General features: G+C 61.7%; 14 protein-coding genes. 7 read left to right on the top strand and 7 right to left on the bottom strand.

Annotation, left to right across the window (positions count from 1 at the left end):
- The first annotated feature begins 100 nt into the window (after nucleotides 1-100).
- Entirely contained in the window at nucleotides 101-538 is a 438-nt protein-coding gene (locus QMB98_RS02740; RefSeq protein ID WP_371684115.1) for a hypothetical protein, read from the top strand.
- Nucleotides 535-1,593, top strand: a complete 1,059-nt coding sequence (gene trpD, locus QMB98_RS02735; protein ID WP_371684114.1) for an anthranilate phosphoribosyltransferase — start codon at nucleotides 535-537, stop codon at nucleotides 1,591-1,593. The genes QMB98_RS02740 and trpD overlap by 4 nt, the downstream gene beginning before the upstream one ends.
- Nucleotides 1,594-1,698: 105 nt before the next feature.
- Here the strand turns inward: trpD and QMB98_RS02730 are convergent, their stop codons facing one another.
- From QMB98_RS02730 to QMB98_RS02715, 4 genes are read right to left on the bottom strand one after another with little or no spacing between them, the layout of a single operon-like run.
- Complete coding sequence (locus QMB98_RS02730; RefSeq protein WP_371684113.1) at nucleotides 1,699-1,977, bottom strand: Lrp/AsnC family transcriptional regulator; 279 nt, start codon at nucleotides 1,975-1,977, stop codon at nucleotides 1,699-1,701.
- Nucleotides 1,978-2,012: 35 nt separating this feature from the next.
- Nucleotides 2,013-3,764, bottom strand: coding sequence for a DEDD exonuclease domain-containing protein (locus QMB98_RS02725; RefSeq protein ID WP_371684112.1), 1,752 nt, complete (start codon nucleotides 3,762-3,764; stop codon nucleotides 2,013-2,015).
- Entirely contained in the window at nucleotides 3,764-3,928 is a 165-nt protein-coding gene (locus QMB98_RS02720) for a hypothetical protein (RefSeq protein ID WP_371684111.1), read from the bottom strand. Before QMB98_RS02720 ends, QMB98_RS02725 begins: the two co-directional genes overlap by 1 nt.
- Nucleotides 3,929-3,964: 36 nt before the next feature.
- Nucleotides 3,965-4,186 carry a hypothetical protein gene (locus QMB98_RS02715; RefSeq protein ID WP_371684110.1) on the bottom strand — a complete coding sequence of 74 codons (222 nt, stop codon included), beginning with the start codon at nucleotides 4,184-4,186 and terminating at the stop codon, nucleotides 3,965-3,967.
- A 61-nt stretch (nucleotides 4,187-4,247) separates the two neighbouring features.
- Here QMB98_RS02715 and QMB98_RS02710 point away from each other — a divergent pair, with 61 nt between their 5' ends.
- Together QMB98_RS02710 and QMB98_RS02705 are read left to right on the top strand one after the other, a co-directional pair.
- Nucleotides 4,248-5,459, top strand: a complete 1,212-nt coding sequence (locus QMB98_RS02710; protein ID WP_371684109.1) for a pyrophosphate--fructose-6-phosphate 1-phosphotransferase — start codon at nucleotides 4,248-4,250, stop codon at nucleotides 5,457-5,459.
- A gap of 171 nt (nucleotides 5,460-5,630) precedes the next feature.
- Nucleotides 5,631-6,974, top strand: coding sequence for a class II 3-deoxy-7-phosphoheptulonate synthase (locus QMB98_RS02705; RefSeq protein WP_371684108.1), 1,344 nt, complete (start codon nucleotides 5,631-5,633; stop codon nucleotides 6,972-6,974).
- A 216-nt stretch (nucleotides 6,975-7,190) separates the two neighbouring features.
- Here QMB98_RS02705 and pknB read toward each other — a convergent pair whose 3' ends face one another.
- Complete coding sequence (gene pknB, locus QMB98_RS02700; RefSeq protein WP_371684107.1) at nucleotides 7,191-9,152, bottom strand: Stk1 family PASTA domain-containing Ser/Thr kinase; 1,962 nt, start codon at nucleotides 9,150-9,152, stop codon at nucleotides 7,191-7,193.
- A gap of 69 nt (nucleotides 9,153-9,221) precedes the next feature.
- Nucleotides 9,222-10,658, bottom strand: coding sequence for a LysM peptidoglycan-binding domain-containing protein (locus QMB98_RS02695; RefSeq protein ID WP_371684106.1), 1,437 nt, complete (start codon nucleotides 10,656-10,658; stop codon nucleotides 9,222-9,224).
- A 150-nt stretch (nucleotides 10,659-10,808) separates the two neighbouring features.
- Between QMB98_RS02695 and QMB98_RS02690 the strand changes: the two genes are divergently transcribed.
- The gene (locus QMB98_RS02690; RefSeq protein WP_371684105.1) at nucleotides 10,809-11,159 is read left to right on the top strand and encodes an Rv2175c family DNA-binding protein; all 351 of its coding nucleotides are present in this window, start codon (nucleotides 10,809-10,811) and stop codon (nucleotides 11,157-11,159) included.
- 374 nt (nucleotides 11,160-11,533) lie between these two features.
- Here the strand turns inward: QMB98_RS02690 and QMB98_RS02685 are convergent, their stop codons facing one another.
- Nucleotides 11,534-12,607: a polyprenyl synthetase family protein gene (locus QMB98_RS02685; RefSeq protein WP_371684104.1), complete on the bottom strand. Its 1,074-nt coding sequence runs from the start codon at nucleotides 12,605-12,607 to the stop codon at nucleotides 11,534-11,536.
- Nucleotides 12,608-12,711: 104 nt separating this feature from the next.
- Between QMB98_RS02685 and QMB98_RS02680 the strand changes: the two genes are divergently transcribed.
- Nucleotides 12,712-13,605 (top strand): hypothetical protein, encoded by an 894-nt coding sequence (locus QMB98_RS02680; RefSeq protein WP_371684102.1) that lies wholly within the window; start codon nucleotides 12,712-12,714, stop codon nucleotides 13,603-13,605.
- 154 nt (nucleotides 13,606-13,759) lie between these two features.
- On the top strand, nucleotides 13,760-14,845 hold the full coding sequence (gcvT, locus tag QMB98_RS02675; RefSeq protein WP_371684101.1) for a glycine cleavage system aminomethyltransferase GcvT: 1,086 nt from the start codon (nucleotides 13,760-13,762) through the stop codon (nucleotides 14,843-14,845).
- Nucleotides 14,846-14,854: the final 9 nt, after the last annotated feature.

The following is a 14,854-nucleotide window of genomic DNA, read 5'->3' as shown; positions in this document are numbered from 1 at the left end:
ACGTGTGTCTTGTCAAACGAAAGCCTGGACGAATGACACAGGTTTACCTAGGACGGGATAGGATAACCCCTGAACCAATACAGTTCGGATGGAGGACAGAATGTCGGATCTCGTACGATCCCAAGAAGCGGGACTGGCCACCGCGAAAGCCACCGCCAAGGTCATGGTGTACAGCGATGATCGAGCAACCCGTGACGAGGTGCGGACCGCTGTGGGGCGTCGCCCCGGCAAGGGAGCACCCACGATCGAGTGGTACGAGGCAGCCACCCAATTTGGTATCGAAGACCTGCTGGAGAAGGAGACGTTCGATCTTCTGATTCTTGATGGCGAGACGGCGAAGGTTGGCGGCATGGGTATCGCCAAGCAGCTGAAGGACGAAGTTGAGGCATGCCCGCCGGTTCTCCTGCTCATTGCACGCCCTCAGGACGAGTGGCTTGCACGCTGGTCGCTCGCCGAGGAGACCACCGCCTTCCCCATCAACCCTCGAGACATCCAACAGAAGGTCACGAAGCTCCTGCTGGACACTCCGGCGCGATGAGCGCGTGGACCTGGCCCGACCTGACTTCCCGCGTTATTCGCCGCGAAGACCTCGATGTTGAGGACACCCGCTGGGCAATGGACGAGGTCATGTCCGGGCAGACGTCTCCCGTTGTCCTTGCCGGATTTCTGACCGCACTCGCCACGAAGGGCGAGACGACACCTGAGCTCAAGGGTCTTGCGGACGCGATGCTCGAGCACGCAACCCCGATCGAACTCGACCGAAACACCCTCGACATTGTGGGTACCGGTGGTGACCGACTCAAGACCATTAACATCTCCACCATGTCCTCGATCGTCATCGCGGCAGCCGGGGTCAAGGTCGTCAAGCACGGTAACCGTGCGTCCTCGTCGTCCTCCGGTTCGGCCGACTGTCTCGAGGCTCTGGGTGTCGACCTCAACCTCCCGATTGATCGCGTCATTGAGAACTTCAACGAGCTCGGCATCACCTTCCTGTTCGCGAACCTGTTCCACCCCTCGATGCGTCACGCGGGTGTCGCACGCAAGGAGCTCGCGGTCGGCACCGCGTTCAATGTTCTCGGCCCGCTGACCAACCCGGCACGCCCGAGGGCGGGAGCCATCGGCGTTGCCTCCGCACACCACGCGCCGCTCGTGGCCGGCGTGCTCGCGGAGCGCGGGAACGATGCTCTCGTGTTCCGTGGTGACAACGGCATGGATGAGCTGAACGCCGTCTCCGTCAACCACATCTGGGAAGTACACAACGGGACCGTTGAGTACAGCGTCGTGGATGCGGCGGAGGACCTGGGACTGAACCCCGCAACCGTGGATGACCTGCGTGGTCAGGACGCCGTCTACAACGCCAACGTCGCACGCAAGGTTCTCGCCGGTGAGGCGGGCCCGGGCCGAGAGGCCGTCCTGCTCAACACCGCCGGCGCTCTCGTTGCCTACGGCGAGGCTCCCGGTGTTGATCGCGAATCGGGCACACTCGTTGAGCGCCTGCGCGCCGGCATCGAAATCGCCAAGGAGACCATCGACTCCGGCAAGGCAGAGGACCTGCTTGGTCGCTGGGTGGCACTGTCCCACTCGGAAAGCTAAGGCCTCCTTCACAGCCGCCAATTATAGGAAAAAGTGAACCCCAACCGTTTGGGTTGGGGTTCACTCATCTAGTCCTTGATGAAGCTTTAGTCGCGACTTGGGGTCCTAGTCGAGGCCGATGTGGAAGGCCGCCTCGAGGTCGTGCTGGGAGTAGGCGCGGAACGCAATGTAGGTGACGGTGTCGATGACGCCCTCAACCTTGCCCATCTTGTCGGCGATGACGTCTGCCAGCTTGTCGTGGTCGGACACGCGCACGACTGCGATCAGGTCCCGGTCACCCGTCGTTGAGTAGACCTCGGACACGCCCTTGATCTGGGTGATTTCTTCCGCGACCTCGGGGACGCGTGCGCTGTCGGCATCAATGAGCACAATGGCGGTGAGCATTCTGGAATCCTTTCGCAACCGTTAATGGCTTCAGTTTACGCTTCCCGGGATGTTCTCGTGCGCTCCGCTGGTTCTTCAAACGTAAATCTCTGCGGGGAATAGCGGGACACGGCAACGGGCTCGTCGGGGCTATTGAGGAGGCGGGTGCCGGGGCTGAACAGCCACGAGAAGAGGAGTTCCGTTTCTTCCACGGGTGCCGCGCCACATGCCTGCTCTGGCCTTTGTACAGGGGGAGTGGTGGCCGAGAGTGTCTCGGCCAGGCCCATGACCTGGTGCATCGAGGTGGCGGTGGTGCTACCTGTCAACCTGCCGTAGCGGACGACGATGATGTCCCAGCCCTTGACTACGGGACGGGAGGCCCTCAGCTCGGGAATGTTCGTTAGTAGTTGGAGGTGTTCCTTGCGGGTGGCGGCGCGGATAAGGGCGGCAAGCCTGTCCCGCTCTTCCGCGGCTCTCTCAAACTCTTCCCGTTCCGACATTTCCTTCAGTGACTCCATGGCCCTTTCCACGGCGTCATCGATGAGGCCACGCAGGATGGTGCCGGTCTCGAGCACGGCGCCTTGACGAGTGCCGGTGAGGCAGGGGGCTGAACACCTGCCCATTTCTGCCAGCGAGCAGGCCCTGGCGTTCGCCTTGGGAACGAGGGGGAGGTTGGTTGTGCACGTGCGGATGTTCGTGGTGCGTTCAAGAAGCTCCTTAACCAGCTTCGCGGCCTTTGCGGTTGTGAACGGCCCAAGTGCTGACGCGAACTGATCGTTGGTTAAGGTGCGGACGATCGAGAGGCGCGGGTGGGGTTCGTTCGTGAGGACGAGCCAGGGCCGCTTCTCGGGTTTTTTCGACCTGCGGTTGTAGGGCGGGTCGTAGATCTGGATGTCGCGCAGCTCCAGCACTTGTGCCTCGAGCCTGGTCTTCGTCGAGGTTGCCTCCACGCGGACCGACAGGTCCACCATCTCGCCGATACGGGACCGCTTCTCGGCGGCCGTGAAGTACTGGCGGACCCGCTTGTAGACGTTGACGGAGGTGCCGACGTAGAGAACTTGCTCGTTGGGTCCAATGAACCGATACACCCCGGGAGTGCGGGGGAGTCCGTCCGCGAGATTGGCCCGCACCCTCCGCTTGTAGGGAACGGTGTCCGTGACGGTCCGCAGGTCCTCCATGTGGCTCACCCCGAGGGGACCGAGCCTGCCCAGCATGAACTGGAGGAGTTCCTCCGTTGCCTTCGCATCATCGAGGGCGCGATGGGTGGGGGAGACGGTGGTGCCAATGACCCGGGCCAGGGTCCCGAGCTTGTAGTTGGGTGTCTCGTCCTTGGAGATGGTGCGACGTGCCAACTGGACCGTGTCGAGGGTCATGACCTTCGGGAAGGGCAGGTCAAGGGCCTGCGCCGCGGCCTTGAGGTGACCAACATCGAAGCGTGCGTTGTGGGCGACGAGAACCGTGTCGGGGGAGTTGCCGACGAACTCGAAGAAGGCGGGTAGGACCTGGGCGATTCGTGGCGCGTCCATGACCATGGCGGTGGTGATGCCGGTGAGGACGGTGATGGAGGGCGGGATCGGTTGGTTCGGGTTCACGAGTGTCGCGAACGTGCCAACCACCTCACCACCGATCGACTTCACGGCGCCGATCTCGGTGATCTCCTCGGCACCGGGCGCGCCGCCCGTGGTTTCCAGGTCGACAACGATGAAGGTGACGTCTCGGAGGTCGGTTCCCAGGTCGGAGAAGGCGAGCTGCACCTCGGTGCCCTCGGGTGCCCTGCGATCATCCTCTAAGACCAGCCGACCAGCCACTAAATTCTCATCCCGTCGTCATTGTCCTTACCCGTAGCGAAAGAAATGACCCACGCAACGAGCGCCCCGACCGAGGCGATGACAACAACGATAAAGAGGGTGGGGGACAGACTGATGACGGAAATCTCGGACAGGATGATGAGAAGGAGCCCGATACCGGCCACGGCGAGGAGGGTCTTCTCAAGTGTTGAGAGTGATCGTTATCCCATTGCCCGATATGTGGCGTCTAAGACCTCGTCCGCGGCCTCCGGCTGCTCGTCGTCAAGGTCCGGTTGCGACCAGTTGCGCGGATCAACGGGCCGAGCACCAGGGGGAACAGCAGAAATGGGCCAATCGGTTCCGTCGAATGCGTCCTCGAGCTCCGCCGCGTACTTGTCCCAATCGGTGCCATCAGTTCCGTCATCTTCATTCCTTGGACCCATAAATAAAATGGTAGGCCAGATAGAATGTTTTTCGTATTGTTCCACATAAGGAAGGTTACCCATGGCTCTGAACCGTGTTGCACTCCTGACGGCGGGCGGATTCGCCCCCTGTCTGTCGTCCGCCGTTGGCGGTCTCATCGAGCGCTACAGCGAACTGGACCCCGAGATTGAGATCATTGCCTACCAGTACGGCTACCACGGCCTGCTGACCGGCGACAAGATCGTGTTCGACAAGGAAGCACGCGAAAACGCTCGCATTCTGCAGAACTTCGGTGGCTCTCCGATTGGCAACTCGCGCGTCAAGCTCACCAACGTTGAGGACTGCGTCAAGCGCGGTCTCGTCAAGGAAGGCGAGAACCCGCTCGAGGTCGCAGCAGAGCAGCTCCGCGCCGACGGCGTCGATGTCCTCCACACCATCGGTGGCGATGACACGAACACGACCGCAGCTGACCTCGCCGCCTACCTGCACGATCACCAGTACGAACTGACCGTTGTTGGCCTGCCCAAGACCATCGACAACGACATCGTTCCGATCGCACAGTCCATGGGTGCCCTCACCGCGGCCGAAGAGGCAGCAGAGTTTGCCGTCAACATCATTGGCGAACACCGCTCCTCGCCCCGCATGCTCATCATCCACGAGGTCATGGGCCGCAACTGTGGCTACCTGACGGCACGCGCCGCGGCCGACTACCGTCGCTGGGTCGATCAGCAGGAATGGCTGCCCTCCGCAGGTCTGTCGAAGGAACGCTGGGACATCCACGCCGTGTACCTGCCGGAGATGGACATCAATCTCGACACCGAGGCTGAGCGTCTCAAGAGCATCATGGATGAGAACGGCAACGTCAACATCTTCCTCTCCGAGGGCGCTGGCGTCGACGAGATCATCGAGGAGATGGAGGCCGCTGGCGAAGAGGTTCCCCGCGACCCCTTCGGCCACGTCAAGCTCGACCAGATCAACCCCGGACAGTGGTTCGCCGAGAAGTTCGCGGCCCGCCTCGGCGCCGCCAAGGTCATGGTCCAGAAGTCCGGCTACTACAGTCGCGCCGCTCGTGCACGCGACGAAGACCTCCGCCTTATCAAGGGTCTCGTTGATTTCGCTGTCGAATCTGCTCTCCGTGGCGACTCCGGCGTTGTTGGTCACGACGAGGAAGACGACAACAAGCTGAAGTCGATCGACTTCAAGCGCATTGCCGGCCACAAGGCGTTCAACATGAACGTCAAGTGGTTCGAGGATGTTATGGACACCATCGGTCAGCCCCTCAAGGCCGACTAACAACCAATTGGCTGTGCCAACGAATCCGTTGGTACGGCTGTCAAACGGGGTCACGGGACCGCTAGCACTCGTTCCGTTACCCCGGCAAAACTACCCCAAAGTGACCACGTGCCGGACAGATTCCGCCACGTGGTCACTTCTGTATAGGATCGTGTCGTGGAATCGCAATCAGTGAATGAGATATACCAGTCGCTTGAGCACTGGCGGGAACTGCCCGCTAAGCATCAGCCCGCGTGGCCTGATGCCAACCAGGTGCGGAGCGTCGGGGACTATCTGCGCTCGATGCCTCCCCTCGTGTTTGCTGGCGAAGCAGACACCCTGAAGGAGCAGATCGCCAAGGCAGGCCGCGGCGAAGCTTTCATCCTCCAGGGCGGGGACTGTGCAGAGACGTTTGCGGACTCCATTTCCGCCGCACGCATCCGCGCGAAGATCCAGACCATCTTGCAGATGGCCATCATCCTCACCTACGGTGCAGCACTGCCCGTCGTGAAGATTGGTCGCATGGCAGGCCAGTACGCGAAGCCCCGCTCCAACCCGCTCGAGACTCGCGACGGTGTGGAACTGCCCTCGTACATGGGTGACGCGGTCAACGGGCACGACTTCACCCCGGAGCAGAGGATCCCGGATCCGGAGCGCATGGTGGATGCCTACCATCGTTCGGCCACGACCCTCAACCTCATTCGTGCCTTCACTTCCGGCGGCTTTGCCGACATGTCGAAGGTTCACGAGTGGAACAAGGGCTTCACAGAGAACCCGGCGTACAAGAAGTACGAGAAGATGGCCGAGGACATCGATTGGGCTCTGCGGTTCATGAAGGCCGCGGGAATCGATTCCCCGACCCTGCGGACCGTCGACATGTACTCCTCGCACGAGGCGCTGCTGCTCGAGTACGAGACCGCCATGACACGCATCGACCAGCGCACGACCCAGCCGTACAACACGTCGGCCCACTTCCTGTGGATCGGTGAACGTACCCGCGATCTTGATGGTGCTCACGTTGAGCTCCTCTCGCACGTGCGCAACCCCATCGGCGTCAAGCTTGGCCCGACGACGACCGTGGACACGGCTCTGCGGCTCATGGACAAGCTGAACCCGGAGGGCGAGGAGGGTCGCCTCACCTTCATCACCCGCATGGGTGCCTCGAAGATCCGCGACATTCTTCCCGCACTCGTCGAGGGCGTCGCGAAGGACGGTCGTCCGGTCACGTGGATGACGGACCCGATGCACGGCAACACCATTACCGCCTCCAATGGTTACAAGACGAGGCGCATGGAGGATATCATCGATGAGGTCCGTGGCTTCTTCGACGTTCACATCGCGCAGGGCACGATCCCCGGCGGCGTGCACATCGAGCTCACGGGTGATTCGGTGACCGAGGTTCTCGGTGGCTCCGAGGAGCTCTCCGAGGAGATCCTCTCCCAGCGCTACGAGACCCTCGTGGACCCGCGCCTCAACCACCGCCAGTCACTCGAACTGGCCTTCCTTGTTTCCCAGATGCTGAGGGACAACGACTAAGAGTCGTGAGCTCAAGCAATTATTGAACACATGGCACTGCGCCCCACCTCGGTGGGGCGCAGTGCTGTTCTAAGGGATTGAGGAAAAGCCCGGGCAGGGGCGCGCAACCTGGATGGCTCTGACTCGCGTGCGACAAGATGCGATGTGAGTAGAGCTGCGCAACGGTAGTCGTGGGGGTAGTCGTGGCGGAAGCCGTGAGTTCTTTCGGTTGGCCTACTAGACGACGATGAGGGTGATGACTGTGCCACGTGGATGCATTTCACCCGCGGGGATGGACTGGTCTCGCACCTGGTGGAACACTCCGCCGAGGAAGTTGTCGTACTCAACCTCGAAGCCAGCATCGTTCAGAATACGCGTGGCCTCATCCCGGTTCATGCCATAGACGTCTGGGACCTCGAAGAGTTCTGGCCCAAGCGAGACGGTCAGTGTGACCGTATCTCCGCGATAGCCGGAACCGAGGGAGGACTGGGAAATGACGACACCTTCGGGAACGTCATCCGAGTACGCTTCCTCGATATCAACCTCGATGCCCTGATCTGTCAGGGTCTGCGTTGCCTCGTCGGCAGTTTGGTTGCTGACATTGGGGATCTGGACCGGTTCGCGACCCAGCGACACGGTGAGGACCACGACCGTGGAATGATCAACCTCGGTGGTGGGAGGAATCGACTGCTCAATGACATTGCCTTCGGGAACAGTATCCGAATAGTCTTCCTCGAATTCTGCCTCGAGGCGGCTACCCGAGAGCAGGTCGGCCGCGGTGTCGCGGGGGAGCCCAATGACGCTCGGGACCTCGACCTGTTCAATACCAAGGGAGACCGTGACCGTCACTTCCTCGTCCCTCGCCATCTCCGCAGGAACAGCTGGGTCTGTCGAGATGACGAAACCTTCCCGGACGTCGTCGGAGTAATCTCTCTCAACAACGGGAGTGAGCTCGAGCTCCTCCAGGATCTCGACCGCGGCCTGCTCCTGACGGCCAGTGACATCGGGGAGGGAGATTCTCATGCCGGGACCGGCCGTGAAGTACCAGAAGATGCCCGCCGCTGAGGCGGCAACCAGAAGCAGAATGATGAGCCAGCGCCACAACTTCGACGACGTCGATGAGTCGACCTCGTTCGACCCGGAGCGCTGCCGCGCCAGTTCGTGACCGCGGGAGTGCTTGCGCTTCGTCTCCGGGGGAGCCGTGAGCAGGGCAGTTTTGTGGGCGGGAGTGAAGGCGCGCGTGTCGTGCGCACCCTCGGGGCTCTGTTGCCCAGGCGACGAGTGGCGTTTCTCGAGATTCGTGGGGGTAACGGCGATGCGGCGCTTGGCAACGATGTCGTCGAGGTTGCTCAGGACCTCCTGAACCCTGTCGCGGGCCACGTTGCCGTTCGCGGGACGCTGCTCGGGATCCTTCGCCGTCAGCAGTCCAATGAGGGAGTCGACGGAGGAGGGGATCCATGGCGCGATCGTCGAGAGCCGCGGCATGTTGTCGTTCACGTGCTTGTAGGCGACGGCGATGGCGGTCTCGCCGCGGAACGGAACGTCACCCGCGATGAGCTCGTAGAGCATGATGCCGGCCGCGTACACGTCGGAGCGGGAAGAGATTTCTTCTTGGAGGACCTCGGGGGCAAGGTAGGCAACAGTGCCGAGGACCGTTCCGGAGTTCGTTGCTCGCGCCGCCGCCATGGCACGCACGAGACCAAAGTCGGTGACCTTTGCGGTCAGTTCCTCACCCTGTGCCAGCATGACGTTCTCGGGCTTCACATCGCGGTGTACAAGACCGGCTTGATGAGCATTGCCGAGACCGGACAGAACCTGACGGGTGATCTCCAGTGCCATGCCGAGCGGGAAGGAACCGCGGCGCGACAGGGCGGTCCGCAGATCGTCCCCGTTGATGTACTCCATGACCAGGTAGGCGGACCTGTCGGAACCGGATAGTTCAAAGGTGCCCTCGTCATAAACCGAGACCACATTCGGGTGGGAGAGTTTTGCCGCGGACAGGGCCTCGCGGTGAAAGCGATCAACGAACTCCGTCTGATCCGCCAGGTGCGGATGCATGACCTTGAGGGCAACATCCCGGTCCAGCTTCTCGTCCTGCGCCTTGTAAACGGTCGCCATTCCACCGCGGGCGATGCGTGCACGAATACGGTACCGCCCTTCAATGACGGTACCGAGAAGAGGATCTGGCACAGAATTCACGTATCTAGCCTAGACGACGCTCCCCAGTCCCACTCTGAAGCGGGGCTGGGGAGCGCTGACCTGTGATGTTTAGCGGAACTGCGCCATGGAGGACTTGACGCGCTGCACGTAGGCCTGAGTGTCGGAGAACATGCCGTACCTGCGGACCGAACCGAGTCCCTGGTAGTAGCCAGCAATGCCAACGTCAAGGGAGCCCGACATGGACTGGAGCTGACGGATGATGACAACGCCGGCAATGATGTTGTCACGGGGGTTCAGGAGGTTGAGATCGTAGCCGACAAGGTCGGAAGCCCACTCGCCCGAGGACGGGATCACCTGCATGGTGCCGATCGCGTTCGCGGGGGACACCGCGCGAGCGTCGAAGCCGGACTCGCGGAATGCGTGAGCCTGAGCGAGGGCCGGATCGACACCGTACTGGATGGCGATCTCGCGAACCATGGCCTGGGTCTCGGCGCGGGACGGAACGGCAATCGAGTTGAGGTACGCCTTGTTCTCGTTTGCGGAACGAACCGTTGCATCCGGGTACGTGTAGTGCAGGAACGTGTTCGGGACCAGGTTCTGGTCGGTCGAGCTGGAGGGGGCGCTCGCGGTCCCTGCCACGGTCAGCTTCTGGCCAGGGTAGATGACGGTCGAGGAGAGGCCCGAGGCCTGCATGATCGCCGACACGGAGGTGCCGTGCTTGGTGGCAATGCCCGAGAGAGTGTCGCCACGCTGAACCGTGTACGTGGTGTTCGAGGACGAAGCCGCAGGAGTGGACGGAGCCGGGGTCGACGACGAAGACGAGGAGGCAGGCGCGCCGCTCAGCGTCAGCTTCTGACCGGGGTAAATGATGTTCGCGTTCGACAGTCCGGAGGCCGAGACGATCGCAGAAACCGTAGTGCCGTGCTTGGCGGCGATGCCGGACAGGGTGTCGCCACGCTGGACCGTGTAGGTGGTGGCAGACGAGCTAGAGGAGGAGCTCGACGAGGAGGAGCTGGAGCTCGAGGAGGAGGATGCCGGCGCGGATGAGGATCCGCCACGAAGGTTGAGCTTCTGGCCGGGGAAGATAAGGTCCGAGGACAGGTTGTTCGCCGACTTGATCGCCGCCACAGTCGTGCCGTTCTTGATGGCGATACCCGAGAGGGTGTCGCCGCGGACCACAGTGTAGGTCGCGGATGACGAGCTGGACGAGGTCGAGGAGCTGGACTTGGTCGAGGATGAACTCGAGCTATTCGACTGCGCGGGGGTTGAGTTGGAGCTCGGGATCTCGAGGCGCTGGCCCGGGTAGATCACAGCATTGTTACCCAGGTTGTTTGCGCTCATGATCGAGCTCATCGAAACGCCGAAACGCTGAGCGATGTCCCAGATCGTGTCGCCACCAGTCACCTGATAGGTGGCGGAGGGCAGTTTGACTGCCGGGCTCTGGGGTAGGTCGGATGCTGAGGCAGGTACGGGTGCCAGTACGCCCACGGCAGCGGTTGCGGTGACGGCAACTGAAGCGCTGATGGAACGACGCGAGTAGGCCATTAATCCTCCGAATGGGAATCACGTGAACAATGGTTTTAATGATCCTGTTGTTAATCGTGATGTATTTGTGACAGATGGTTCAAGTGTGACACTAGTCGGTATTGCGGCGTGTCGCCAACCAAAATCAAAAATTGGTCCTACTATTTTTTCGTGAACTCTGTCTTACCTGAGAATCTTTCCCTTCCAGAAGTCGCAGAAGCCCTCAATATTCGACTTCGTGACGTCCGCACCCTCATCTCTGAACACAAGCTCCTGGCCACCCGTCCCGTGGGTCCTCTTGTTGTGACCAGCGATCAGCTCATTGAAGAAGACGGTCAGTGGAAGGTGCTGGGCAACCTGCGCGGAACGCTCATCCTGCTAGCCGATAGTGGCTTCAGCGACGACGAGGCGCACAATTGGCTCCACCGTGAAGACGCCGAGCTGGGCAAGACACCCATGGAAGCGCTGCGCAACGGTGAGCACCGCGCCGTCCGCCGCATCGCCTCCAGTCTGGCCTACTGAGCTTCCGGCTTTTCGACAAGACCAATCGAAATCGCACCAACACGTTTGGTGCGATTCGTCTTTATCGGGCACCTGCGCCGTCCCCAGGTTGCGACCTACAGGTCAGCCGCGCCGGCACTCGAATGGGAACAAGGGAGGGCTCTTTTCAGGGTGACCAAGGTATGTGGACGACGAGCTGTCCGGAGCGACCTCACCCGTCGAGGCAGGCCCGCTAGCGGCAATTAGCCGAACAGTCCGGAACTACATGGATAGCCGCGACCGAGGGATGCACTGGGGAAAAGGGATGAAGGCTCCCGAAGGAGCCTTCACACATTCCCGCAAGCCTCTACGGCGTCGGGTCCTAGTAGACGTGGGGCCTCTACTGATGGGGCGGTTCAGTGCTGCCGGTCGGTCAGGCGAGCCATGAGCGCATCTAGGATCTCCTTGCCCGGGCCTTCGGGTAGTTCCTCCCAGGCGGCAAGTGCCTCCTGCTCGCGCTCCGCAATGAGTTCCTCGTGCTCATCCCAGGCGCCACTTGATGTGATGATGTCGGTGACCTGGCGGACGTCGTCATCTGTGAGTGGCGTGCCGAGTGAGTTAGCGATGAGGAGGGCATCATCCGTTCCCGCGGTGCGAGCGAGAGCGGTCAGAATGAGAACGGTGCGCTTGCCTTCCTTGAGGTCGCCACCGGTTGGCTTGCCGGTCGTCGAGGGATCGCCGGCGACACCAAGCGCATCGTCCCTCATCTGGAATGCCTCGCCCAGCGGGGAGCCGATGCGGGAGAGCAGGACAAGGAGCTCCGCATCCGCACCCGCGGCCTCCGCACCGATGAGGAGAGGGTCGCGCACAGAGTAGCGGGCGGACTTGTGCCTGATAACGGAGAAGGCATCCTCGCGGGCCGCCAGGAGCGCCTCACGCGGGTTCGGTCCGTTCAGTAGCGTGAGAAGGTCGATGTTCTCAGCCCTGATATCAAGGAATTGGCCGAAGGCCACTTCAGCGCACATGGTCTGGAAGCGACTGTTGGCTTCGAGAGAGGCGTGCTTGAGCATGTGAGCCGAGGCTACAGCGAGGAGGAAGTCACCGGAGCAGATGCCAGCATCCCGACCAAAGAGTGCGGAGTTGCCCACGAGTTCGGAGTCGTTGAAGTTGCTGGCGAACTGGATGTGGACGGCAGGCTGCCCGCGGCGGGTCGGAGAATCATCCATGATGTCGTCGTGCACGAGGGCCGCACCCTGGAACACTTCAATGGCGGCAGCGACCTCAAAAGAGTCGGAGGAGGGCGCCTCACCGGTTGCGGTCATGGCGCCGGCGAGAGACAGGAGGCCGCGTACCCTCTTGCCGCCACCCAGAAGGGAACGAGTCGGGTCGACGAAAGAACGAAGAAGTTCTCGATCAGCATCCGGAAAACTGAAGCCATCAATGATGTTGATGGCGCGTTCGGAAATGATCTGGGGCAACGACTCATGCATGCCCTCACTCTATCTTGAAAGCACAGAGCAGTTGTGGGCCCGCTCCATCCACAGCTTCGGTTCCTCCGAGAAAATGGCGGGCAGGTTCGGTGTTGGATCGGCTCATGAACAACGTCACTCATGGACTCATGCCCCTCGCAACACTCGCACACATCGCCGTTGAATCGGCCAACTACAAGACAGATGGCAAGCTCGCACTCGTTGAAATCGAGGAGGGAAAGCCCGTCGACGTCCTCATCCTGCCGTTCGATCACCTACCCGGTATTGTTGGACGAAACCCAAGATCCTCCACGGTTGCCCTGCTTTTCCCAGACAGTCATGACCTGGAGAGCACCACCCTCCGTGAGCAGGCGGAACTCATCGACCAGATCGGCAGGTCCCGCGGCACGGATGCTGGACCATGGGACACGGTGGTCGCATACGGGGGAGTCCGGTTCCGGATCTACTCCAGCCACGGCTGGCTCGACGAACCAGAACTCGACGGCATGAACAACGAGGTGCTCGACCGACACATCGCGGCATTCTCCGGCTTCGCGCCCAAGGCGTTCCCACGCCCCTTCAGCGTCCACGACCTCGAAGAGGCGCACCACCAGTGGCGGGCACTCCTGACAGACAGCCTCGAAGGAAGGCCACCGATGGTCACTCCCGAACGCGGAACCCTCGAGGCTGGCTCCATCCGCGACACCGTCATCGTCTGGGCAGTGGGACAGGACGGGAACGACACCCTCGGACCCCGCGGCACCTTCATTCCACCGACAACGCCACCTGATCCCGACCGCATCAACGCGGCCTTCACCGTTCTCGCGAACAGGGTCGGCAACACCGATACCGTTCACGCTCTCGGGTATGCCTGCTATCTCGCGTGGTGGAGCGGCTACGACAGGCTCGCCACCCACCTTTATTACAGGGCTCGAGCAACGGGGCAGAGAAGCAGGCTTGCCAAGCTTGTCTGGACCGCCATGACTCAGAACATCACCCCGCCCTGGATGAGGTTCTGAGCCGCTCGTGCGCTCGCGATTGGGGATGATGAAACACGTCACATGAGATAGCGTGTCCTTCAAGAGGAACCACCCCGGGCAGACCACCCACACTGCCCAGGGGTGAACGGTTCAAACCAGCCCACCACACACAGAAAATGGGAATAATACTCGTATGACTCTTGAAACGACTGCGTTGGAAGGTGTCCATCTATCCCTCGGTGCAACGATGACCGACTTCGCGGGATGGAACATGCCGCTGCGATACAGCTCCGACAGGGAAGAGCACGAGGCCGTGCGGAACCGGGCAGGAATGTTCGACCTGTCCCACATGGGCCAGGTCCGCGTCGAAGGACCGGACGCCGGCAAGCTCCTCGACTACGCGCTCGTCAACGTTCTGTCCGAGATGCCAATCGGGCGGGCACGCTACTCACTCATGGTGAACGAGGACGGCGGGATCCTCGACGACCTCATCGTCTACCGCAACGACGAGACCGATTTCCTCGTCATCGCGAACGCAGCGAACCGCCTCACCATCGTCGATGAGCTCACCAGCAGGTCGAACGGCATGCAGGTCGCGATCCAGGACAACACGCACTCCCGCGTCCTCATCGCCGTCCAGGGTCCACTCAGCGCCGACATCGTCGCCTCCGTGGTCGACGACAGGGAACGCCTCCTCGAGCTCGGCTACTACCGCCACGACCAATTCGTCATCGCCGGAATGCCCGTCCACATCGCCCGCACAGGCTACACGGGCGAGTGTGGCTACGAGATCATGGCCGACGCCAACGGGGCAGAGAAGCTCTGGAACCTCCTGACGGAGGCTGGGGGCGAGCGGATGCAGCCCTGTGGCCTCGCCGCACGCGACACCCTCCGCCTCGAGGCGGGCATGCCCCTCTACGGTCACGAACTGACCGCCGCCCAGAAGCCCGCAGACGTTGGGCAGGGCCGCGTCGTCAAACTCGATCACGATTTCGTCGGAGGCGACGCGATCCGGGAGGCCGGAGAGCCCGAAACAGCGCTCTATGGGCTCAAGGGTGAAGGCAGGCGAGCAGCCCGTGCGGGTTCCGTCCTCTCCATCGATGGCACCGAGCTGGGTGTCATCACCTCCGGCGTCCTGTCCCCAACTCTCGGATATCCGATTGCGCTCGCGATCCTTCCCCCAGGACTGGAAGAAGGACAGCCCGTGACCGCGAACGTTCGCGGCAAGGACCAGCCGATGACCATTACGTCACTCCCGTTCTACAAGAGCACCAACTAGGAAAAGAGG

The sequence above is a fragment of the Flaviflexus sp. genome, assembly GCF_041440645.1.
Classification (GTDB): Bacteria; Actinomycetota; Actinomycetes; order Actinomycetales; family Actinomycetaceae; genus Flaviflexus.
This window is presented reverse-complemented; position numbering and strand designations above follow the sequence as displayed.

Bases quoted from the DNA above. Each gene is read 5' to 3' on its own strand.
- QMB98_RS02740 (WP_371684115.1), top strand. From the start codon at position 101: ATGTCGGATCTCGTACGATCCCAAGAAGCGGGACTGGCCACCGCGAAA.
- trpD (WP_371684114.1), top strand. From the start codon at position 535: ATGAGCGCGTGGACCTGGCCCGACCTGACTTCCCGCGTTATTCGCCGC.
- QMB98_RS02730 (WP_371684113.1), bottom strand. From the start codon at position 1,977: ATGCTCACCGCCATTGTGCTCATTGATGCCGACAGCGCACGCGTCCCC.
- QMB98_RS02715 (WP_371684110.1), bottom strand. From the start codon at position 4,186: ATGGGTCCAAGGAATGAAGATGACGGAACTGATGGCACCGATTGGGAC.
- QMB98_RS02710 (WP_371684109.1), top strand. From the start codon at position 4,248: ATGGCTCTGAACCGTGTTGCACTCCTGACGGCGGGCGGATTCGCCCCC.
- QMB98_RS02695 (WP_371684106.1), bottom strand. From the start codon at position 10,658: ATGGCCTACTCGCGTCGTTCCATCAGCGCTTCAGTTGCCGTCACCGCA.
- QMB98_RS02685 (WP_371684104.1), bottom strand. From the start codon at position 12,607: ATGCATGAGTCGTTGCCCCAGATCATTTCCGAACGCGCCATCAACATC.
- QMB98_RS02680 (WP_371684102.1), top strand. From the start codon at position 12,712: ATGAACAACGTCACTCATGGACTCATGCCCCTCGCAACACTCGCACAC.
- gcvT (WP_371684101.1), top strand. From the start codon at position 13,760: ATGACTCTTGAAACGACTGCGTTGGAAGGTGTCCATCTATCCCTCGGT.